The 22850-nt window shown below is 70.0% G+C and carries 19 protein-coding genes; 12 read left to right on the top strand and 7 right to left on the bottom strand.

Annotated features, from left to right (window positions below; translation table 11 throughout):
* Positions 1–4: 4 nt before the first annotated feature.
* From R2707_17840 to R2707_17825, 4 genes are read right to left on the bottom strand one after another with little or no spacing between them, the layout of a single operon-like run.
* The gene (locus tag R2707_17840; protein ID MEZ5246959.1) at positions 5–568 is read right to left on the bottom strand and encodes a hypothetical protein; all 564 of its coding nucleotides are present in this window, start codon (positions 566–568) and stop codon (positions 5–7) included.
* Positions 565–1140 carry an isochorismatase family protein gene (locus R2707_17835; GenBank protein ID MEZ5246958.1) on the bottom strand — a complete coding sequence of 192 codons (576 nt, stop codon included), beginning with the start codon at positions 1138–1140 and terminating at the stop codon, positions 565–567. The genes R2707_17840 and R2707_17835 overlap by 4 nt, the downstream gene beginning before the upstream one ends.
* Positions 1137–2552: a nicotinate phosphoribosyltransferase gene (locus tag R2707_17830; protein MEZ5246957.1), complete on the bottom strand. Its 1416-nt coding sequence runs from the start codon at positions 2550–2552 to the stop codon at positions 1137–1139. Before R2707_17830 ends, R2707_17835 begins: the two co-directional genes overlap by 4 nt.
* A 51-nt stretch (positions 2553–2603) precedes the next feature.
* On the bottom strand, positions 2604–4949 hold the full coding sequence (locus tag R2707_17825; GenBank protein MEZ5246956.1) for a CocE/NonD family hydrolase: 2346 nt from the start codon (positions 4947–4949) through the stop codon (positions 2604–2606).
* Positions 4950–5007: 58 nt separating this feature from the next.
* Here R2707_17825 and R2707_17820 point away from each other — a divergent pair, with 58 nt between their 5' ends.
* Positions 5008–6873, top strand: coding sequence for an ABC transporter ATP-binding protein (locus R2707_17820; protein MEZ5246955.1), 1866 nt, complete (start codon positions 5008–5010; stop codon positions 6871–6873).
* Between the two features lie 5 nt (positions 6874–6878).
* Here R2707_17820 and R2707_17815 read toward each other — a convergent pair whose 3' ends face one another.
* Both R2707_17815 and R2707_17810 read right to left on the bottom strand, forming a co-directional pair.
* Positions 6879–7610, bottom strand: coding sequence for a hypothetical protein (locus tag R2707_17815; protein MEZ5246954.1), 732 nt, complete (start codon positions 7608–7610; stop codon positions 6879–6881).
* 31 nt (positions 7611–7641) lie between these two features.
* Positions 7642–8808 carry a DUF222 domain-containing protein gene (locus R2707_17810; protein ID MEZ5246953.1) on the bottom strand — a complete coding sequence of 389 codons (1167 nt, stop codon included), beginning with the start codon at positions 8806–8808 and terminating at the stop codon, positions 7642–7644.
* 211 nt (positions 8809–9019) lie between these two features.
* Between R2707_17810 and serB the strand changes: the two genes are divergently transcribed.
* The 4 genes from serB to R2707_17790 all read left to right on the top strand — a co-directional run bounded on the left by serB (position 9020) and on the right by R2707_17790 (position 12937).
* Positions 9020–10222: a phosphoserine phosphatase SerB gene (gene serB, locus R2707_17805; protein MEZ5246952.1), complete on the top strand. Its 1203-nt coding sequence runs from the start codon at positions 9020–9022 to the stop codon at positions 10220–10222.
* 77 nt (positions 10223–10299) lie between these two features.
* A complete protein-coding gene (gene xseA / locus R2707_17800; GenBank protein MEZ5246951.1) occupies positions 10300–11631 on the top strand; it encodes an exodeoxyribonuclease VII large subunit in 1332 nt (443 codons plus the stop codon).
* Complete coding sequence (gene xseB / locus R2707_17795; protein MEZ5246950.1) at positions 11628–11894, top strand: exodeoxyribonuclease VII small subunit; 267 nt, start codon at positions 11628–11630, stop codon at positions 11892–11894. Before xseA ends, xseB begins: the two co-directional genes overlap by 4 nt.
* The gene (locus tag R2707_17790) at positions 11891–12937 is read left to right on the top strand and encodes a polyprenyl synthetase family protein (GenBank protein MEZ5246949.1); all 1047 of its coding nucleotides are present in this window, start codon (positions 11891–11893) and stop codon (positions 12935–12937) included. Before xseB ends, R2707_17790 begins: the two co-directional genes overlap by 4 nt.
* A 21-nt stretch (positions 12938–12958) precedes the next feature.
* Here R2707_17790 and R2707_17785 read toward each other — a convergent pair whose 3' ends face one another.
* Positions 12959–14554 (bottom strand): hypothetical protein, encoded by a 1596-nt coding sequence (locus R2707_17785; protein MEZ5246948.1) that lies wholly within the window; start codon positions 14552–14554, stop codon positions 12959–12961.
* 88 nt (positions 14555–14642) lie between these two features.
* Here R2707_17785 and R2707_17780 point away from each other — a divergent pair, with 88 nt between their 5' ends.
* From R2707_17780 to R2707_17750, 7 genes are all read left to right on the top strand, one after another.
* On the top strand, positions 14643–17639 hold the full coding sequence (locus tag R2707_17780; protein MEZ5246947.1) for a BTAD domain-containing putative transcriptional regulator: 2997 nt from the start codon (positions 14643–14645) through the stop codon (positions 17637–17639).
* 9 nt (positions 17640–17648) lie between these two features.
* Positions 17649–19229, top strand: coding sequence for a peptide chain release factor 3 (locus R2707_17775; GenBank protein ID MEZ5246946.1), 1581 nt, complete (start codon positions 17649–17651; stop codon positions 19227–19229).
* The gene (locus R2707_17770) at positions 19230–19856 is read left to right on the top strand and encodes a hypothetical protein (protein MEZ5246945.1); all 627 of its coding nucleotides are present in this window, start codon (positions 19230–19232) and stop codon (positions 19854–19856) included.
* Positions 19853–20446, top strand: a complete 594-nt coding sequence (locus tag R2707_17765; GenBank protein ID MEZ5246944.1) for a hypothetical protein — start codon at positions 19853–19855, stop codon at positions 20444–20446. Before R2707_17770 ends, R2707_17765 begins: the two co-directional genes overlap by 4 nt.
* A 26-nt stretch (positions 20447–20472) precedes the next feature.
* Positions 20473–21306 (top strand): SDR family NAD(P)-dependent oxidoreductase, encoded by an 834-nt coding sequence (locus tag R2707_17760; GenBank protein MEZ5246943.1) that lies wholly within the window; start codon positions 20473–20475, stop codon positions 21304–21306.
* 74 nt (positions 21307–21380) lie between these two features.
* Complete coding sequence (locus R2707_17755) at positions 21381–22598, top strand: cytochrome P450 (protein ID MEZ5246942.1); 1218 nt, start codon at positions 21381–21383, stop codon at positions 22596–22598.
* Positions 22599–22602: 4 nt separating this feature from the next.
* Positions 22603–22800: a ferredoxin gene (locus tag R2707_17750; GenBank protein ID MEZ5246941.1), complete on the top strand. Its 198-nt coding sequence runs from the start codon at positions 22603–22605 to the stop codon at positions 22798–22800.
* Positions 22801–22850 lie beyond the last annotated feature (50 nt).

Below are 22850 nucleotides of genomic sequence, written 5' to 3'. Positions count from 1 at the left end.
CACGTCAGCGAGTGAGTCCGCCGCCCACCAGCGCGGCGAGCAGTTCGACGTCGGACCCTGCGGCCCGAAGCTGTTGTTGCCCACGGTCGAGCCACGCCCGCGTCGGGGCGGCGTCGAACATGCCTGCCATGCCGACGACGAAGCCGGCGCCGTAGACCGCCGCGTTGCCGCTGACCACGAACCCGAGGAAGCCGAGCAGTGCTGCGGGCTCGGCCAATGCGACCCGCAGGAAGAACGCCCGCTGCGCCGCCGCCCGGACCTCCGGAATGGTCGACCCCGCGATGTCGTTGACGACCTTCGCCGCGACGAGTTGGGCGATCACCCCGAGGCCCACCACGACCGCGCCCACGCCTCGACCGTCGACGCCGCCGCCCGGAGCCACCCGGTCGATCACCACGACCACCACACCCAGGAGCACCATCGCGGCGGTGAAGGTCAGCCACAACAGACGCATGACGGTCAGGCTGTCGGTCGAACCGGCGGCCATCCTCATACCCCGCGTCGGGAGCAACGCCAGCGGAACCTTCCTGACCGCCTGACCCCACCCGGGGTCGACGGCACCACTCATACGAGGGCGATCCCGGCGCCGGTCATCTCGGCGAGCGCGTCCGCGGTGGTCTCGGGCGCAACACCGGCACAGTGGTCGAGCAACACCCGCGTGGCGAACCCGGCCTCGACGGCGTCGAGCGCGGTGGCCCGCACACAGTGGTCGGTGGCGAGTCCGACCACGTCGACGTCGGTGACGCCGCGCGCTCGGAGCCATTCGCCGAGGTGGACGGACTCGTCGGCGATCGCGCCACCGTCGAACCCGGTGTAGCTGGCTGTGCGACGACCCTTGAGGAAGATCTCGTCGACGGCGACATCGAGGTCGGGGTGGAAGGCGGCACCGTCGCTCTCGGCCACACAGTGCACCGGCCACGTGTCGACGAAGTTCGGCCCGATCGCCGGATCGGCGAAGTGCTCACCGGGATCGACATGCCAGTCCTTGGTCGCCACCACCACGTCGTAGTCGCCGCCGGCCCGGTCGGTGCCGACCAGCGCGCTGATCGAGCGAGCGACATCGCCACCGCCCTCGACCGCGAGCGAACCTCCCTCGCAGAAGTCGTTCTGCACATCGACGACGATCAACGCTCGAGTCATTGTGGGATCCCTCCGTTGTGATGGGGTGGGTGAGCACCGGCCAGGGTCGAACCGGCGACCGATGTGTTGACGACCGCGGCCGACAGGGGCGCCTCGACGCCTTCCCACACGGTCGGAATCGCGGGGGTGGTGGCCGGCCACGGCGTGCGGTCCTCGGGCCGGAGATGGCTCCGCCGCTCGAAGCACCGGGCCCGTGCTTCGCCCGGGTCGGTCAGATCGGCGACGACCTCACCGTCGAGCACGAGCGGAACCTGCGGCGACATCGAATCGTCGGGCAGCTCGACGGGGAGGACGGACAGCACCTCGCTGTCGTAGCGACCGTCGAAGTCGAAGGTGCGATGCACGTCCTTGCGACCGCCGATCGTGCGCTTGCCGGGCGACAGCTTGCCGACGGCACGCAGCGGCGCGGCCGGATCGTCGTCGTCGGCGATCGACACCAGCTTGTAGACCATCTGGGCGGTCGGATGACCCGACCCGGTGACGAGGCTGGTGCCGACCAGATACGCGTCGATCGGCGCACCGGCCGCTTCGAGTTCGGCGACTCGGAACTCGTCGAGATCGCTCGACACGACGATGCGACAACCGGTCGCGCCGAGACCGTCGAGCAGGGCGCGGGCGGCACGGCTGTCGGCCAGCAGCTCGCCGGAGTCGATGCGGACGCCGCCGATGTCGGTGCCGACGACCGCCACGGCGCGGCGAATGCCCTCGAGCACGTCGAAGGTGTCGACCAGATAAGTACTCGCAACACCCAGTGCATCGCGCTGCGCCGCGAACGCCGCTTCCTCGGTGTCGTGGGCGAGCACGAAGGCGTGGGCGGTTGTTCCACCGGTGGGGATCCCGTGCCGGCGACCGGCCTCGAGATTGGACGTCGTGTCGAAGCCACCCACATGGGACGCGCGGGCCGCGGCAACCGCCGCCTCGGGGTCGGTACGGCGCGAACCGCCTTCGATCAGCATGCGCCCGCCGGCCGCGTCGGCCATCCGGGCGGCCGCCGACGCGACGGCACAATCGTGATTCAGCACCGAGAGCATGACGGTCTCGAGCACGACGCATTCGGCGAACGAACCGGCGACCGTGAGCACGGGGCTGTAGGGGAAGAAGAGCTCACCCTCGGCATAGCCGGTGATGTCGCCGGTGAAGCGGTAGGCCCGCAACCAGTCGGCCATCGGGCCTTCCTCGACAACCCCCCGCTCGATCAGATGGCCGACCGTGTCATCGTCGAAACGGAACCGTTCGACGGCGTCGAGGAGCCGGTCGATCCCCGCCATCACGCCGTAGGCGCGACCCGTCGGCAGCCGTCGGGCGAAGACCTCGAACACCGAACGTCGCGTGGAGATCCCCGACCGCAGCGCGGACGCGACCATCGTCAGCTCGTAGTGGTCCGTGAGCAGAGCGCTGGTCGGCCGTTCCATTCGGCTCCACGCTAGCGGTGTGCCCTGCCGCCCCGCGACGCAGGTGCCAGGTCAGGACTCGGCGTCGACCACCCGGTTCTCGATCGGCGGGGCGGTGCGGCAGGGCTGGCCGCGCAACGAACCACACGCCGGCAACGGTGTGGGAGCGGCGAGATCGGCGACCACCGGCAGGGCCACCGACGACTGATGGCCCTCACCCGTCCCGATCACGTGGGTGGCTTCGGCCCCCGGTCCGTCGAGCTCGAACTCCCACCGGGCCGTGTCCCCGCCCGGGGTGTTGATCGTGATGCGGATCGCGGAGCCGGCCCGGAACGCATGCGCGAACGAGGGGACCTGGATCCGACCGAACGACCAGACGTCCGGCTCGAGCAGGGCATAGTCGTCCTCGCGGCCGTACTGGATCGGTTGCAGCTCCGTCGACGATGCATCGAGGCCGCGATACGCCCATTCGAGTTGGCCGACCTGGACCCGAACCTCCTGGCCGTCGGGGCGGATCTCGCTGAGCAGCACCTCGAGCTCGGCGTTGTCGGCGTCGGAACGGATCCACAGGTCGACGCTGCCCGTGCCCGCCAGGACGAGGTCCTCCTCGAGCGGCTCCGTCTGGAAACGGGCGTTCTCCCCTGCGACCTGCGGCGTCCACCGCACCGTCGGGTTGGACCAGATGTCGCCGCCGACCCACCAATGGGTCTGACTCACGGCCGGATTCGGCTGGATCGTCACACCGGTTCCCGGCGCGTCGGCGCCCTCGTCGACGAGCCGACCGTCGGCCAGGAAGAACGAGCGCTGCACCTCGGTTCCCGAGGGCGGCCACTGCGTGGTGGAGTGATCCCACGCGGCGATCGGGAGGTACGGCGCGCCGCCCGCACCGTTCTCCATCAGGATCCGGATCGGGTCCTCCGATTCCCATCGGGCCACTGCCTCGGCGTGGGTCGACACGTCGCCCCACCGACTGCTCGGGAAGGGAATGGTGCCGCCGAAGATGCCCTGGGTGAGCACCGGCGTCAGCAGGGTGAGCGCCGGATCGTTCGCCGGCACTTCCTTGGTCACGTACAGGTCGAGGAAGGCGGCCCACTCCGAGAGGATCTGGGGTGCGAAACCGTCGGCGTGCAAGCCGTTGTAGACGATCTGGTGCACCGATTCGGCCGAGTCGAACTCGCCCAGCAGATCGCCGAAGCTCGGGCCGGTCTGTTCGTCCTGGAATCCCGACGTCATGAAGACCGCGGCCTCGATGTCGCCGGCGAAGTTCCGGATGTCGAGCGGTCCCGCCACCGCGTCGGTGTAGTACGGGTTGGCCCGCGCCTTCGCCGTCGCGTCGACGTTCTGGAGTCGCAGTTGCTGGTTCTGCTCGCACTGGGTGTCGCCCTCGTCGATCGCCCGACGCACCCATCCGGTGCCGAACGGCTCGGCGTTGCGCAGGACCTGGTCGGCCCACGAGGTCGCGAAGCCGGTGTTGAGCAACCCGCCCGGGGCGAGGATCCCGGTGGCGGTGTCGCCGTACACGCTCAAGGGCGTGATGGCGGCCAGACTCGGCGGGTTGGCGCCCGCCACGAAGAGCTGCGAGATGCCCGGATAGGAGAGGCCGACCATGCCGACCTCGTTGTCCTGGACCCACGGCTGCGCGGCGACGGCCTCGACGACGTCGTAGCCGTCGAGCACCTGCATGGCCTCGAAGAAGTCGTAGGCCCCGCCCGAGCAGCCGGTGCCGCGCACGTTGACCCCGACGGTTGCGTACCCGAACAGGCCGGCGAGCAGCGACCCGGGCTGTGCCGGCGCCTTGCACAGGGTCGGGAACGAACCGCACAGGGGCGTGGGGTCGAGCCCACCGGCGAGACCGCCGAGACCGCTGTAGGGATCCGACGGGTTGTAGCCGCTGTACTCGATGACCGTCGGATACGGACCGTCCTCGATCGGCCCGGGCAGGACGACATAGGCCGACAGCGTCGTGCCGTCGCGGGTCTCGATGTAGGTGAATCCCTCGTCGATCACCTGCTCGTCATAGAACGCCTGCTCCGGTGTGGAATCGGCCGGGTCGCCGACCTCGACCTGCCAGTTGACCCGCTTGCCGGTCGCGACGAGGTAGAGGCCGGCCTCCAGGCGGCGGAACATCGCGCTTCCCGCATCGTCGACCAGGGTGCTGCCGGCGAACTCGATACCGATCTGGTCGTCGTAGAAGGTCCATCGTCCCAGCTGGACGAGGTCGCCCGGTTCGGCCTCGGTGATGGAGATCTGGCCGAGGCCACCGACCGTCTCGAAGTTCGGCGGTCGCAACCACGGATTCGTCGTCGTGCTCTCGCCGGGCACCTCACCGGCCGCGGTTCCGGCCGCGGTTCCGACTGCAGGCACCGCGGCCAGCAGGGCCATGACGAGCAACGCACCGAACATCAACCGTCCACGCATGCGATACCACTATCAGTGAGGATGGGGCCGCGTCGAACGCGCCCGTAGGCTCGCGGCCATGACCGCGCCGAGCCCGTTCCAGATCATGCACTCCATGTCGGCCGACCGGTCGGGTCTCGACGGCAAGAAGATCAATCGCGCGACCCGTCGGCGCGTCTACGGCTTCGCCCGGCCGTACCGGGCGCACATCACCCTGTTCCTCGTCACCATCGTGGTGTCGACGTTCCTCGGACTGTTGCCACCCCTGCTGATCCGGGCCGTGTTCGACGTGGCGATCGCCGACGACAACGGCGGCTACCTCAACACCCTCTTCCTCGTCATGGTGATCGCGGCCGTCGGCGAGGCGGCCCTGTCGCTCGTGGAGCGGTGGCTCAGCTCGCGCATCGGCGAAGGCCTCATCTTCGACCTGCGGGTCCGTCTGTTCGACCACGTGCAACGCATGCCGCTGTCGTTCTTCACGCGCACCCAGACGGGCACGCTCATCAGCCGGCTCAACAACGACGTCATCGGCGCCCAGCGGGCCTTCACCGGCACCCTCGGCACCGTCGTCGGCAACGTCATCACGCTGGGCGGCACCCTGATCGCGATGCTCCTCCTCGAGTGGCGGCTCACGCTGCTCGCCATCGTGATCCTGCCCGTCTTCGTGCTCCCGGCTCGCCGGGTCGGCGCCGGCCTGCAGGACATCACCCGCGAGGGCATGAACGTCAACGCGTCGATGAACAACACGATGACGGAACGCTTCAACGTCGCCGGTGCGTTGTTGGTCAAGCTGTTCGGCCGTCACGACGCCGAGGCCGGCGATTTCAGTGAGCGGGCGGGACGGGTGCGCGACATCGGCGTCCGCAGCGCCATGTACAGCCGGGTCTTCATGGTGGCACTCACCCTGGTCGGGGCGATCGGCACCGCCCTCGTCTACTGGCTCGGCGGTCACCTGGTCATCGACCGCTCCATCACCCCCGGCACCCTCGTGGCCCTCGGGCTCTACACGGTGCGCATCTACATGCCGCTCACGAGTCTCTCCAACGCCCGCGTCGACATCATGACGGCGTTCGTGTCGTTCGAACGGGTCTTCGAGGTCCTCGACGCCCCCAACTCGATCACCGATGCACCCGACGCGGTCGAACTCCTCGACCCGACCGGCGCCGTCACCTTCGAGCACGTCCGCTTCCGCTACCCGGACCCTGCCCCCGGCACCCCCGAATCGCTCGGCGGCAACGAGTCGACGGCATCGGCCGACGATGTGCTGCGCGATGTCGACTTGCGGATCGCGCCCGGCCAGATGGTCGCCATCGTCGGCCCGTCGGGCGCGGGCAAGACCACCCTCACCTCGCTGGTCCCCCGCCTCTACGACGTGACCGACGGCGCGATCCTCGTCGACGGGCACGACGTCCGGAGCCTCACCCAGGACTCACTCCGGAGCGCCATCGGCGTCGTCAGCCAGGATCCGCACCTGTTCCACGACACCGTCATCGCCAACCTCCGCTACGCCCGCCCCGACGCGACCGACGAGCAGGTCCGTGAGGCCTGCAAGGCGGCTCGTATCCACCACGTGATCGACGCCCTGCCCGAGTCGTACGACACCATCGTCGGCGAGCGTGGCTACCGGCTCTCGGGTGGCGAGAAGCAGCGCCTGGCCATCGCCCGCATGCTGCTCAAGAACCCGGCCATCGTGGTGCTCGACGAGGCCACCTCGCACCTCGATTCGGAGAACGAGGCCCAGGTGCAGGAAGCCCTGGCCAACGCGCTCGAAGGTCGGACGTCGCTCGTGATCGCCCATCGTTTGTCGACCATCACCGATGCCGACCTGATCGTCGTCCTCGACGACGGCCGGGTCGTCGAGACCGGCACCCACGAGGAACTCCGCATCTCGGGTGGCCTCTACGGCGAGCTCTACGAGACCCTGGTCCGCGCCGACCACGGGTAGGCCGTCTAGTCCCCGGCGACGAAGTACAGCCAGTCGCCGTTCGCGTCGATGCCCACCCGGTACCAGAGATAGCCCAGGTCCTCGACCAGCAGCTCCTCGAAAGGCGCGCCGTAGATCGCCTCGATCGCGGCCTGCTCCTCGGCGGTCGCCGGCCCGTCGTCCTCCCAGAAGGTGGGCCACACCCAGGTGTCGAACTCGTCCTGGTAACCGGGGGGCATGGCGAGCAGCCCGACCAGGATGCGGAGGAGCCCGTCGCGTCGGTCGCCCTCCTCGAGGTAGGGGGCAACCTCGAACGGGCCACCGAACGAGAGCGTGATCTCGTCGCCGGCGGCGAGGGCGAGGCCGGCGTAGTCGCAGGCGACCGCGGCGTCGACGATCGCTCGGAAGGTGACCGCGGCTGCGGCGCTCAGGTCGGCCGGGGTGGGCGGCGCGGTGAGTCCGGCGGCCGAACACTCGCCGGTCGGATCCTCCGGCGGAGCCGTCGGTGTGGTCGGCGGGTCGACGGGTGTCGTGCTGCTCGTGCTCGTCGGCCCCGCGGCCGTGGTCGTGCTCGACGGGCCCGTGTCGGGGGCGACGGTGCTTGCCGGTGCGGTCGTGGTGGTGATCACCGTCGTCGAGGCGGCGTCGCCGGGCCCCGCCACGTCGACGTCGTCCGCCGATCCACAGGCGGCCGCGAACAAGCCCACGACCATGGCGAGGACCACCGATTGGCGGGCGATGTTGGAGGTATGTCCCATGGATTCAGCCTGTCAGGTCGGTCGTCCGGAATCAGGCCGCCCACTGCTGCTCACTCGGCGGGGCGAGGGTCCACTTCCCGTCGATCCGGAGAATCCGGTACCCGTGATCGTGGACGAGATGGTGGGTGCGCCGGCACGTGAGCACCAGGTTGTCGATGTCGGTCGGACCCCGCCTCGGCGGTTCCCACGCCACGATGTGATGCGCCTCGCAGTTGACCGGATCGGCCCCGCAACAAAAGCAGCCACCATCGCGAGCGATGAGGTTGGCCCATTGCGCCTCGGTGGCCAACCGTTGGCGACGGCCTTGCCACAACGTCTCGCCATCGCCGCCGAACACCATCCCGACGAACTCCGCCCCACAGGCGATCCGCTCGAGTGTGGATTGCGGCAGCGGGGTGCCGTCGATGAACTCGGCCACGCCGCTGGGGTTGTCGCTCGTGCAACGGCGGGCGTCGACCCGCACCCCGACCAGATGCTTCGGGTGGGGTCGCCTCCCATGGCCCGCCGCCACAGGGCGGACCATCAGCTCGTGCACGGCATCGGCGCGGCGCTGTTCCGGCGTGCGGATCTCGTCGGGTCGACCGTCGCGGCCACCGTCGTCGCGCCACAGCCGGTCGGTCACCCGACCGAGCGCCTTCGTCAGTTCCTGGCCGGTCTCGGGATCGAACCGGCCGAACAGGCACCACATGCCGTTGGCATCGGTCCAGGTGGACACCTCTCGCGCCGCTCGCAGCCGCGCCTGGCGGTCGGCTCTGTTCTCTTCACGCTCTCGGGCCGATGCCCACGACCGAGCCTGCCTGCCGAACAGGTCGGCCGGTCGGCTCGCCGCATCGCCGGCCAGTGCATCGGCTTCGGCCGGCGAAAGCCGTTCGGCCGCGTCCGCCGCCGCATCGGCGTGGGCTTCGGTGATCTCGCCTCGGGCCAGCGCCGCCCGCGTCTTCGGCATCTCGCTGAGCGCCCGGGCGGTCTTCGCCGCCTTCTTCGCGTCTCGCGTGGATCGCCGACCCTTCGTCCGGGTGACATCGGCGCCGTCGATCCCGCCATCGGCGAGCGCATCGATCGCCGCTGTGGCCGCCAAGCGGCGCTCGATGGCGTGTGCCTCGACCCGGGCCAGCTCGCCGACCAGGGTTTCGAGCTCCTGACGCGTGCGATCCCGTGTCGTCACCTCCGTCAGGATCGTGTGGATCGCCGAGAACATTCCACCACATTACCGAACATGTGTTCGCTCAACAACCCATTCCACCTGATTTCTCATCATCTGACCACCAATCACCGGTTCTCAGTAGATCCTCAGGGTGATCTCGGGAATGGGCCCTGCGTACCGCGCGATCGCGCCACAGCCATCGCCGACGAGCCGAAAACCGGCCCGATGCCGCAGCAGAGGCGGGCGACGTGCCTACCCTGAGTGGGTGACCACCGAGCCGCCGTCGGACCACCAGACCGTTCTGATCCGCGTCACCGGGCCCGACCATGCCGGCGTGACCGCCGGACTCATGGGGGTGCTGGCCGATGCCGGCGCACAGGTGCAGGACATCGAGCAGATCGTGATCCGCGGCCAGCTGACCCTCGGCGTCGCCGTGATGGTCCCGGAGGGCCGCGACCTGCTCCGTGACGTGCTGTTGTTCGGGTGGGACCAGGGCATGGAGATCGACTTCGACGTCGTGTCGTCCACGCCCACGCCCAAGGTCCGCGGCCATGTCGTCACCCTCCTCGGCCAGGAACTGACCCCGCTCGAGATCGGCGCCGCCACCAAGGCGATCGCCGACGCGGGGGCCAACATCGATCGCATCATCCGCCTCTCCCGCTATCCGGTGATGAGCTACGAGCTCGTCGTCCGCGATGGCGACGACGACAAGCTCCGCAACAACCTCCTCGGTGCGGCGGCGGCCAACCCGGGTATCGACGTCGCCATCCAGCGCGAAGGACTCGGTCGACGGGCCAAGCGCCTCGTCGTGCTCGACGTCGATTCCACCCTCATCCAGGACGAAGTGATCGAGTTGCTCGCCGCCGAGGCCGGCTGCCTCGAACAGGTCCAGCGGATCACGCGCGACGCGATGGAGGGCGGTATCGACTTCGAGTCGTCACTGCGCATGCGCGTCCGCCTCCTGGGCGGCCTCGACGACGGCGCCATCGAGCGCGCCTGGGCCAACCTCCGCCTCACCCCGGGGGCGCGCACCTTCGTGCGGACACTGCACCGGCTCGGCTACACCGTCGCCATCGTGAGCGGCGGGTTCACCGCCTTCACCGACCGACTCGCCGAGGAACTCGACATCCACCACGCCTACGCCAACGAGCTCGAGATCGTCGACGGCAAGATCACCGGTGAGCTCGTCGGGCCCATCATCGACCGTGAGCGCAAGGCGACCATCCTTCGCGAGATCGCCGCGGCCGGTCACGTGCCCCTGTCGCAGACGGTCGCCGTCGGCGACGGCGCCAACGACCTCGACATGCTGTCGACCGCTGGTCTCGGCATCGCCTTCAACGCCAAACCGGTGGTCGAGGAAGTGGCCGACACCGCACTGACGGTGCCCTACCTCGACGCCATCCTGTTCGTGCTCGGGGTCCGCCGCGAAGATGTCGAAGAGGCCGACCAGCTCGACGGCATCGACTGAGATCCGGGCCGGGCGCACCACCCGCCGACCCGGCCGGGCTGATCGGCGTGTCACCGGCAGGCAGTACGGTGCACGGCGTGGACGACCAGACTCTGACGGTCAGCGAACTCGGCATCGTGGTGCGGGCCGCGCTCGAAGTGGCGATGCCCTACGGCGTCTGGGTCGAGGGTGAGATCAGCGGCATCAACCGCTCGCGCAACGGCCACGTCTACTTCGATCTCACCGAGCCGGCCGACTCGCCCGGCGCTGCCCCGGTCGCCACGGTGCCCGTCGTCCTCTTCCGCGACAATCGCGACCGGGTCAACCGCCTCCTGAAGCGCCACGGCGACCCCATCCGCATGAGCGACGGGGTGCGCATCCGCATCCAGGGCGTCGTCGACTACTACCCGCCGCAGGGGCGGATCCAGTTCCGCATGTCGGCCATCGACCCCACCTACACGCTGGGTCGCCTGGCCGCCGAACGGGACGCGCTCATGGCCGCCCTGTCGGCCGACGGACTGCTGCGGGCCAACGCCCGCCACGCCGTACCCGCGGTCCCGCTGCGCGTCGGGATCGTCACCTCGATCGGCAGCGCTGCCCATGCCGACATCACCACGGTCTTCGAGCGGAGCGAGCTCGCGTTCACGCTCGTCGAGGTCGACACGCCGGTGCAGGGTCAGGGGGCCGAGCACGGCGTCGCCGCAGCCATCGTCGCCGCGGCCGGGGCCGGCGTCGACGTGATCATCGTCGCGCGGGGTGGCGGATCGAAGACCGACCTCGCGACCTTCGACCACGAGATCGTCGCCCGAGCGATCGCCGCCACCGGCGTTCCGGTGATCACCGGCGTGGGGCACGACATCGACCGCAGTGTCGCCGACGAGGTCGCCCACACCGCCACCACCACTCCCACCGCCGCCGCCCAGCTCGTCGTCGCCCGGGTCGCCGAGTGGCTCGGCCGGCTGGCCGAGTGCGAACGCGAGGTCGTCAGCGGGGGCCGCCGAGCGATCGAGCGGGCCGAGCACCGCGTCGACGTCGCTCGCCGCGGGGTGATCGCCGCCGGCCTGGGGGCCACCGACCGGGCCGATGCCCGCCTCGCCCACGACTCCCGGCGCTTGTCGCGCGCAGCCCGCCGGGCCGACCAACGGGCCCGGGCCCAACTCGATCTGGCGGTGGCCCGGATCGATGTCGCCCGGCGCCACGCACTGCGGCGCGCCGAGGACCGCATCGAGGTCGTCGAGGCCCGGGTACGGGCCCTCGATCCCGCCGTCGCCCTCGCCCGCGGCTGGTCGATCACCCGCACCGCCGACGGCGCCGTCGTCCGATCGGTCGCCGATCTCGCGCACGGCTCGGTGCTCACCACGCGGGTCGTCGACGGAACGGTCACAAGTACCATCAACGACATCGAACGATCCGGGGAGCAGTCAGCATGAGCGACGCAGAGAACGGCCGTTCCGACATCGGCTATGCCGACGCGATGGCCGAGCTGGAGTCGATCCTCGACGATCTCGAGGACGACGACCTCGATGTCGACGTCCTCGCGTCACGAGTCGAACGGGCATCGACGCTGATCACGCTGTGCCGGGATCGGATCGGGGCGGCCCGGGTGCAGGTCGAGAAGGTCGTCGCCTCGCTCGACGCCGCCATCCCGCCGCCCGGCGACGACGACATCACCCTCGACCTGGACGGCGAGTGAGCGACGCGCCCGCGCAGCTACTCGACATCGCGACGCGCGTCGACCGCGCCCTCGCCGACGTCTTCGCTCGGGAACGGGCGACATGGCGCCAACTCGACCCGGCGCTCGACGTCCCCCTGGGCGATCTCGAGGACTTCGTGGCGAGCGGCGGCAAGCGCATCCGGCCCGCCTACTGCCACTGGGGCTGGGTGACAGCCGGCGGCGACCCCGATGCCGACGCCATGCTGCACGGCGCCTGCGCCCTCGAACTCCTCCACGCCTTTGCCCTCGTCCACGACGACGTGATGGACGGCTCACCCACCCGCCGCGGGTCACCCACCACCTGGGCCCGCTACATCCGTCGCCACGAGGCCGGCCGGTGGCAGGGAGAAGGCCGCCGATTCGGTGAAGCGGCGGCGATCCTCGTGGGCGACATCGCGATGGTCATGGCCGACCGGTGCATCGGTAACACCACGCCGGAGGTCCGCGCCGTGTGGGATGCGCTGCGTACCGAGCTCAACATGGGCCAGTACCTCGACGTGCTCGGCACCGTCACCGGCGAGGTCTCCGCCGAGAGCGCCCGCACCATCATGCGCAACAAGACCGCCGGCTACACGATCGTGCGGCCGCTGCAGCTGGGCGCCGCCCTCGCCGGGCGGGCCGACCTCGCCGATGCGCTCGCCGCCCACGGCATGCCCCTCGGGATCGCCTTCCAGCTGCGCGACGACATGCTCGGGGCCTTCGGCGACAGCGAACGCACCGGCAAGCCGGTGGGCGACGATCTGGCCGAGGGAAAGCCGACCGTGCTGCTGGCCCTCGCCCGCGAGGCGGCATCACCGGCCCAACGCGCGGTGCTCGACAAGGTCGGCTCCCGCATCGACCCCGACGACATCGCGGCCATCCAGCAGGTCATGGTCGACACCGGCGCCGTCGCCGCGTCGGAAGCGGAGACGGAACGGCTGTTGGCCGAGGCGCTCGACGCGATCGACGGCCTGCCCGACCACCACGGCAGCCGCGACGCCCTGCGCGTGCTGGCCGACTACGTGGTCGAGCGCGACGTCTGAGCCCTCCGGCGATCCGCGCGCTCAGTTCACGAAACCGCCCCGGTCCTCGATCGTGATCGGCTCGACCGCCTCCGGAGACGACGGCCCGTGACGGGTGACGAACACCTCGCCGGTCTCCCGGTCGATCTCCATGGTGATGTCGTCGCGGTCACGGGCGGGTCGAGGGAGCGAGAGGTTGGGTATCAGCTCCCCGAACTCGATCGCCGTCGCCGTGGCGGTCGCGGAATCGTCGATGCCCAGCGCGTCCACGACGTACCGACGGATCTCGCCAGGGACACGACGCCCGTGTTCGTCGTGGCGGAAGAAGTCGGCGGGACGGACCGTCACCCTCGTTCCGTCGGTGTCGGCGCCGGCCACGGCCGCCCCCTCGGCGACCGCGATCATGTAGGCGCGGGCCTTCTCGGGATCGTGACTGTCGCCCGGGCCGTAGGCGAGATTCGCCGGAGCTGCCGGCGTCGTGTCCTCCTTCTTCTTCTGGGTCCAGCGGAAGTAGTAGAAGGTCACGCCCAGGATCACGACCGCGCCGATGAGCACGTACTCCCACGCAAAGCCGTCGGCCGGTTCCCCGTCGGGACTGTTCAGGTCGACGGCGACCTCGACCGGGCCGCCGGCCTCGTCACCGGCAGCGTCGTCGGTGGGGACCCCGGTCAGGTCGTCGGCGGGGACCCCGGCCGGGGTGTCGGACGCCTCGATCGGGTTCGCTCCCAACGGCTCGGCTTCCGTAGAGCCGCCGCTCAGCGCCTCGAGGAGTCCGATGAGGAACGCCTGGGCACCCTCCTCGTACTCCGACGGGTCCGTCGGCACCGTCGCCGGATCGACCGGCTCGGACGGGCCGTAGCGACCGTCGGGCGCGGTGACCACGGCGACCTCGGGAACCGTGAGATCGGCCGCGGCGCTCTGGGCCACCCGCAGATCGACGTCGCGGGGAGAGACGAAGACGTAGGCGTCGCGGTCCTCGAGGTTCACCTCGACGATCCCGACACCCGGGGCGAACTGCTGGAGCGCACCCTTGTTGGCGATTCCGAAGAAGGGTGTCGTCTCTCCGTCGGCACAGACGACCGAGTAGGCGCTGCTCGCCCCGACCCCGGGATCGTTCGGGATCGCCGGGTTCGCCGCGACCGTCGAGGTGCCCGGGTAGAGCTCGAACACCGCCAGCTCGGCGTATTCGTTCGGTCCGCAGTCGAGGGTGCCGCGGGGCACCGTCGCGACCACGACGTTGGTGGTCGACGAGGTGGAGAAGTAGTTCTCGAGGCCGGCCGAGTGGATCGTCACCCCGTCGGGGAGGTCGTCGAGCTCCAACAGGGCCGCCAGACCCGACGTGACCGCAGCGCCCGGGAACAGATAGCGCTTCTGCCCGATCGTCATCTCGGTCGTCACCCCTCCGTCGCCGGCGACCTCGCCGCCGAAGACGGCCTGCGGCTCCAGCTCTCCCACCGGAATGCTGTCGCGCTGCACATCGGCGACGAGGACGGCGATCTGATCCCAGTCGAGGGCGACCGTCCACGGGTCGGTGGAGTCCTGGGCGACGGCGACGGCGGAGAACGGCCCGCCGAAGGCCACGGCAACGGCGACCACGAGGGCGAGACGGAGGGCGGTGGTTCTGGGTCGGCGGCGCATGACGACGAAGGTAGGGACAGGCCGCCAGCGAAGCGTCAGCGAACCGGTCGCTGACATCGCGCTGACGCGACATCGCTACTGTCCGGACATGGTCCTCGAGCGCAACCCCGCATCGGTGCAGCGGCCGTTGATCGAGCGCCGACGGCTGGTCGACCGGCTGGAAGGGCGATTCGAGCGCCGCCTGACGCTGGTCGTCGGAGGCGGCGGGGCGGGCAAGACGACGGTCGTCCGCCAGGCGATCGACGCGACCATCGACCATCTCGACGTGCTCCACTCGTGCACTCCGGCCGATCGGGTGCCGTCCCGGCTCGGCGCCGAACTGCTGGCCGCCACTGCGGCCGCCCTCGGTGTCGAGCCGCGAGCCGACGCCGACCCACTCGCCACGATCACCGAGCTGGTGCTGGCCCGGTCGCCGCTCCACGTCTGCATCGCACTCGACGACACCCACGTGATCGACGACCATGATGTCGTCGAGGAGCTGCTCGAACGACTCCCCGCCAACGGCCACGTCCTGCTCGCCGGGCGTCGGCGACCCGGCATCGACACCGCCCGCCTCGATGCGGCCGGTCAGCTGCTGGAGCTGACCCAGGACGACCTGCTGATGACGCCGGCCGAGCAGATCGACTTCGCCAACCGGCGCAGTATCGACGTCGAGGTGCTCGAAGGCGCCGAGGGCTGGCCCGCGTTCATCGAGCTCGCGGCCACGGGATCCGAGGCCCGCTCGCGCCGCTATCTCGAGGAGGAGGCGCTGCGAGCGATCGCACCCGAACGGCGACGGGCGCTCGCCGCGTTCGCCCTGGTCCGGGGGGGCGACGACGAGATCGCCCGGGCTGTCGCCGACCAACCGCTCACCGAGCTGGTCGACGACCTCCCGCTCGTGCGATGGGACGGCGACCGGGCCCAGCTCCACGATCTGTGGGCCGAGCTGCTCGTCGACGAGCTCGACCCCGGCGAACGGCGCCGCATCGCGCTCGCGGCAGCGGCCGTGCACCGGGCCCGGGGCGCCATCGACCCGGCCATCGACCTCGCCCGTCTCGTCGACGACTGGGACGACGTCGCCGCGAGCCTGGCCGCCGCGGTGCGAGACGGCGTCGACGGGGGTCTGCGAGCCGAGCAGTTGCAGCGCTGGCGGATCCTCGTTCCCGCCGACCGGGTCGACGAGCCGATCGTCGTCCTGATCGACGGCTTGATCGAGCGCGAGCACGATCCCACGTCGTCTCGAGCCTGGGACCTCCTCGACCGCGCCGCCCGCAGCTTCGAGACGGCCGGTGATCCCGACCTGGAGCTGACGGCGCTGATGCAGCTCGGCTACGCGGCCCGCATCATCGGTGATCCCGATCGGCTCGAGGCGGTCGTGGACCGGGCGCGGTCGCTCGCCGGGCACCATCCGCCGGCCCTGCCGTTCCTCGGCTTCGGCGATGCGTGGCGCGCCCTGTCGATCGGACGGCCCGACCTCCAACTCGCGGCGCTCGAAGCCGTGCCCGCATCGACCCTCCCGCCGATCTGGCGGATCACCCGCGACCACCTGATCGCCCACGCCCTCTTCAACCTGGGTCGACCCCAGGAGGCCCTCGACCGGGTGCCCCGCGACCTCGAGTCGCTCCCCATCCCGATCCCCGGCGCGCTGGTGACCGAGTCGCAGTGTCTGTGGTGGGCGGGGCGACCCGAACAGGCCATCGCCCAGCCGCCCGTCGGCATGACCAACCGGCACGGCGCCCGGGATCGGTTCATCGCCGGGGCGTGGTCGGCCTGCATGTGCGCGTTCGCCGGTGATGTCGAAGGAGCCCACGCCGGGCTCGCCATCGCCGGCGGCGCTGTCGGCGAGCAGCCGAGCCCGATCATCACCGGCCAGGTCGGCGCGGTCGAGGCCCTGATCCGGCTCGTCGAGGGGCACGAGGCCGACGCGGCCCGACAACTCCGGGCCATCCTCGAGTTCGTCCCTTTCGGCCAGGGGGTGGCGGAGCAGATGCTGCGCAACACCCTGGCGCTGCCCTACGTCCTGTGCCCCGAGTCCCGCCCCTTCTGGGACACCTACGAGGTCGGGCCCGCACTGCGCACCGCGCGGGAGCTCGCCCGGGCGTTCAGCCGGTCCCGCGAAGAGGGGGACGACGAACTCCTCGCGTCGATGGAATGGCCGGAGCCGGGGTTCATCGCGGCCAACCTCCCCGTCACGTGGGCCGTCGAGTTCGCCGTACGTGGCGTCGCCGCCGGTCGCCACGAGGGCCGGCGGCTCGCGGCCTGGCTCGGCGAGCACTGGGGCGACCCGGCCCGGACCGCACTGCGCTCGTGGCTCGACGACGCCGCGCTCGGTGCCGTCGCCCGCGAGGTGCTCGCCGCCACGCCGACGCCCCCGGACTCGAACCTGGCGGTCCGCCTGCTGGGTCAGTGCACGACACTCGTCGACGGCTCGCCGACCGCCGACCCCAACTGGCGCCGGGAACGGGTCCGTGCCCTCCTCGTCGCCCTCGTAATGCGGCCGAACACGACCCGAGAGCAGCTCGCGGGGGCATTGTGGCCCGATGTCGCCATGGACCGGGCGGCCAAGAACCTGCGGACGACGCTCAGCTATCTCCACGGCGTGCTCGAGCCGCGTCGCCCACCCGGCGATGCCACCTGGTTCATCCGGATCGACGGATCGAGCGTGGCCCTCTCACCGACTCTCGACGTCGATCTCTGGCGATTCCGCGAGCTGCTCGACGCGGCGGACGCGGCCGAACGGGAGGGCCGGCCGAACGCGGCCCTGCCCCTCATGCTCGAGGCCCTCGACCTGTGGCGGGGCGACCTCGCCGAGGACCTCGACCTCGAGCTCCTCGACCTCGAACGCATCCATCTCCGCAGCCGGTTCGTCCGGGCGTCGTGTCGGGCCGCCGAGCTGCTCGTGGCCTCCCGCCGACCGAACGAGGCGATCGCGGTCGCCCGCCCTGCGCTCGACGTCGACCGCTGGAACGAGCGCAGCTACCTGGCCCTGGCCGACGCCTACGAGGCCATCGGCGACCACACCTCGGCCCGGGCGGTGCTCGAACGAGGCGAGGCGACGATCGGGATGCCCCTCGGTCAGAGCCGTACGCCACGTCTCGCCACGTAGCCTGGGCCCATGGCCGATCCCCGCTCCGAAGCCGCGCGTCGCCGCACCTTCGCGATCATCTCGCACCCCGACGCGGGCAAGACCACCCTCACCGAGAAGTTCCTGCTCTACGGCGGCGCGCTGAGCAGCGGGGCCGGATCGGTCAAGGCCAAGGGCGACCGCCGATCGGCCACCTCCGACTGGATGGAACTCGAACAGCAGCGGGGCATCTCGATCACGTCGACGGTGCTGCAGTTCCCGTACCGCAACCACGTCCTCAACCTGCTCGACACCCCCGGTCACCGCGACTTCTCCGAAGACACGTACCGGGTACTCGCCGCGACCGATGCGGCGATCATGGTGCTCGACGGTTCGAAGGGCATCGAGGCCCAGACCCGCAAGCTCTTCGAAGTCTGTCGAGAGCGCGAGATCCCGATCGTCACCTTCATCAACAAGTGGGACCGGCCGAGCCTCGATCCCCTGGCGCTGCTCGACGAGATCGAGGAACAGCTCGTCCTCGAACCCGTGCCGATCAGTTGGCCGGTGGGCGACGGCGAGAAGTTCCGCGGCGTCATCAACCGCAGCACCGACGAGTTCGTGCGCTACACCCGCACCGCGCGGGGGGCGACGGAGGCTCCCGAGGAGATCGTCTCGGCCGAGCGGGCCGCCGAGGAAGAGGGCGAGCTGTGGCTCCAGGCCACCGAGGGCATCGAGCTGCTCGAGACCATCGGCCGCGAGTTCGACCAGAAGCGCTTCGAGGCCGGCGAACTGTCCCCGGTGTTCTTCGGTTCGGCGCTCACCAACTTCGGTGTCCGCCTGATCCTCGACGCGATGGTCGACCTGGTCCCGTCGCCGAGCCCCCAGCGGGACCGCGACGGCAACCCCCGCGCCCTCGAGGCACCGTTCTCCGGCCTCGTCTTCAAGGTCCAGGCCAACACCGACAAGAACCATCGCGACCGCGTGGCCTTCATGCGGGTCTGTTCGGGTCACTTCGAGCGGGGCATGGTCGTCACCCACGGCCCCACCGGCAAGCCGTTCGCCACGAAATACGCCCAGTCGGTCAGCGGCCAGGACCGTGAGACCGTCGACGAGGCCTGGCCGGGCGACGTCGTCGGGCTCGTCAACGCCAACGACTTCCGTGTGGGCGACGCCGTCTGGGTCGACGAGCCGGTGGTCTGGCCGGAGATGCCCGCGTTCGCGCCGGCCCACTTCCGCGTGGTCCGCACGCTCGACACCTCGAGGTCGAAGCAGTTCCGCAGCGGCATCAACCAGCTCGACGAGGAAGGTGTGGTGCAGGTGCTGCGCGAACCCGACGTGGGCGACCAGGCGCCGATCCTCGCCGCGGTCGGGCCCCTCCAGTTCGAGGTCGCGCTCCACCGTCTCGAGAACGAGTTCGGCGCTCCCGTCGAGATGGTGCCGTGCACGTGGTCGGTCGCCCGGGTGACCGACGAGGAGTCGGCCGACAAGCTGCGGGGAATGAGCGGCGTCACCGTCGCCCACCGCTCCGACGGCGAACTCCTCGCCCTGTTCGAGAGCCCCTACTGGCTGCAACGGCTCGAGGTCGATCAGCCCGAACTCCGTCTCGACAAGCTCATCGCCGAAGGCACCTGAGTGCGCCTCGCCCGACTGCTGATGGCCGCGGTCGTCCTTTCGGCCGTGTTCGTGTGGTCGACGCCGACCGCCGGCGCCTGTTCCTGCGTCGACTCCTCGGAGCAGGAGCGCGTCGACGCGGCCGACGTGGTCTTCGAGGCCACGCTGACCGCATCCGAGGCGATCGACGACGACCTGGTCGTGTGGACCTTCGATGTGGCCCGCGTCTACAAGGGCGACGCGCGCCAGACCGAGCTGCTGTACTCGCCGGCCGCCGCCGATCCCTCCGATGAGGATCACTGTGGGTCCGAGTTCGTCGCCGGCACCACCTACTTCGTCTTCGCCGATGTCATCGACGGGTCCGAGACCCGGCCCGGCTATCCGATCGGCGACCTCGAGGCCGCAACCTGCGGCGGCCATCGAGAGGCCGCGCTCGGGCCGCTCGATGCCGAGCCACCGCTCGAAGCCGTTGCTCCGATCGCCGACGCACCGACCACCACGACCACCGTCCTACGGCCGACGTCGGCCGCCGAGGAGATCGCCGAACCCTTCACCGGGGGCGGCGTGTTCGTGATCGGGTTCATCGCCGTGGGCATCATCGGGGCGTTCGTCGCCTCACGTATCGCCAAGAAGAGCAGGGAGTCATGATGCGCCGAGTTGTCTCGTTCGCGTTCGTCGTCGCGATCATCACGTCGGCAACGATGGTCGCCGCCGCCTCACCAGCAGGTGCCTGCTCGTGTGGAGAGGTCGACGACGCCACCGCATTCGACAACGCCGACGCCGTGTTCATCGGTCAGGTCGTCCGCACCTACCCGGCCCGCGAGGGGGAACCCGTCGCAGTCGTCGTCCTCCAGGTCAGCGACGTGTTCAAGGGCGATGTGAATCGCCTCCAAGGCATCGCGACCCCGGCCGACGACACCTGCGCCGATCACCTCGACGGCGACGGGATCTCTCTCGTCTTCGCCACCCGTGACGGCAGCCTCGACCTCGAGGACGGCTTCTACGAGACCAACACCTGCACCGGCACGCGCCTGCTCGACGATGCCGGCGAGATCGGTTTCGACGCCACCCCGTATGCGCCGAACGACACCGGTGCACCGTCGACCGCCGAGATCCGCGCCCAGCTGGGCGATCCCCGATCGTCGATCTTCCCCGAGGCGTTCATCTTCGTCGGCGTACTGGGATTCATCCTCGCGCTGGCGGCGTGGTTTTCGTGGAGGAACCGTCCGGCGACCTAACGTTCGCCTCTGACCAGGAGGCAGACATGCAGGATCTCGCGGGCCGCACTGCGGTCGTCACCGGAGCGGCCGGAGGCATCGGCCTGGCGCTCACCGAGCGATTCGTCGCCGCGGGGATGTCGGTCGTGATGGCCGACATCGAGGAGGAGACGCTCGCCCGCGAAGCGACACGGCTCGAATCCGACGGAGCCGCCGTGCTCGGCGTGCTCACCGACGTGCGCGACCCCGCCGCCGTCGAGGCGCTGCGCGACCAGGCACTGTCCGTCTTCGGCGCCGCCCACGTCGTCTGCAACAACGCCGGCGTCGCCCCGGGCGGACCGATGGCGGCGACCACACCGGCCGACTGGCGATGGGCCGTCGACGTCAACATCCTCGGCGTCGCCCACGGCGTCACCGCGTTCGTCCCCTATTTCCTCGAACAGGGCGCCGGCCATGTCGTCAACACCGCCAGCGAGGCGGGCCTGGTGACCAACCCGGCCCTCGGGCTCTACTGTGCGACGAAACACGCCGTCGTCGGCATGAGCGAAGCGCTGTGGCGGGAGATCCATCCGCAGGGGGTCGGTGTCAGCGTCCTGTGCCCGAACCTGGTCGACACGAAGATCTTCGAGAGCGAACGCAACCGCACCGACGGCGTCGAGATGGCGCCCGAATCGGCCGCCACCATGGCGCCGCTCCGGGAGATCATCTCGCTGATGGGCATCCCGACGACCACGGTCGCCGATCGCGTCCACGACGCCGTCGTGAACGACGAGTTCTGGGTCCTCACCCACGAACTCACGCTGCCCGCGGCCGAGCGGCGATTCGACGACCTCCGGGCCGGCCGTCACCCCTCCGACCCCTATGAGGGACTCCTCGGCTGACGGGGTCATTTCCGGGCCGATTCTGCCGACGCTGGCGGGGTAGGCTTACGCCGTAATTCGCCTCCGGAGTACCCATGCCTGATATTCCTCGCCCGCCGGTCGCCGACTGGGCCACCGACTTCGACCACACGCATCCCGACTATGCCGCGGCCGCGCCACAGATCTGGGACGAACTGCGTGAGACTTGTCCCGTCGCCCACACCGAACGGTTCGGCGGCGCCTGGCTGCCGACCAGGCACGAGGATGTGGCGACGATCGCCAAGGACACCGAACACTTCACCTCCCAGGGTGTGATCGTCACCGATTGGCGCCCCGAGGTCCCCCGGCCGATGGGCTATGCCCCGCCGATCACGTCCGACCCGCCGTTCCACGCGATCGCCCGGAAGTTCCTGCTCGAGTTCTTCTCCCCGAAGGCCATCGACAGCTGGGAGCCCAACGCCCGCGAGACCTGCCGAGATCTGATCGCCGACATCAAGTCCAAGGGTCTCGACGAGGTCGATGCGGCAACCGAGTACGCCCAGCACATCCCCGTCCGGGTGATCGCCGACATGCTGGCCCTGCCCCGTGAGGACGGCGATCGCTTCCGCGTGTTCATCCACCGCATCCTGGAGGAGCCCGGCCAGAACTCCGTCGAGTCGTGGGAAGACACGCTCGACTACTACCTCGACACCAAGGTCAAGGAGCGGCGCGAGAACCTCGGCGACGACCTGATCAGCTATCTGTGCACCGGCGACATCGAAGGGATGCCCCTTCTCGACGAGCACGTCCGCGGCACCATCGCGCTGCTCATCATCGCCGGTATCGACACCACATGGTCCGGCATCGGCTCGAGTATCTGGCACATGGCCCAGAACCCCGCCGACCGCGACCGTTGGATCCAGGACCCCGACGTCCGCCCGTTCGCGCTCGAGGAGTTCCTGCGGTTCTACGCTCCCGTCACGATGGCCCGCCTCGTTGCCGAAGACGTCGAGATCGGCGGCTGCCCCATGAAGGAGGGCGACTGGGCCCTCCTGCCGTTCCCGGCCGCCAACCGCGATCCCGACGCGTTCGAGAACGCCGACAAGTTCATCATCGATCGTCAGCGCAACCGCCACACTGCGTTCGGTCTCGGCATCCATCGCTGCGTCGGCTCCAACCTCGCCCGCATGGAGATGCGTGTGGCGCTCGAGGAATGGATGGACGCGTTCCCCGACTTCGAGCTGGCCGATCCCGATGCCGTCACCTGGTCCACCGGCCAGGTCCGCGGTCCCCGCTCGATGCCGATCCGCCTGAACCCAGTGGAAGAGAGTTGATCCCGTGAAGATCACGTACGACCGCGACGCCTGCCAGGGCCACAACCGCTGCTACATGCTCGCTCCCGAACTGTTCGACACCGACGACGAGGGCTACGCGATCCTGCTGGTCGACGGCGTCGTGCCGGCCGAACTCGAGGAGAAGGCGCGGCTCGCGGCCGACAACTGCCCCGAGTTCGCCATCGAGATCATCGACGACTGAACCCTGCGTCGCGGAGCAGGGCGATCCGGAGCAGCGCGCTCTAAGCTCCG

The organism is Acidimicrobiales bacterium (assembly GCA_041394245.1).
Classification (GTDB): domain Bacteria; phylum Actinomycetota; class Acidimicrobiia; order Acidimicrobiales; family Aldehydirespiratoraceae; genus JAJRXC01.
The sequence above is the reverse complement of the archived record's forward strand: the minus strand, read 5'-3'. Positions and strand labels throughout refer to the sequence as shown.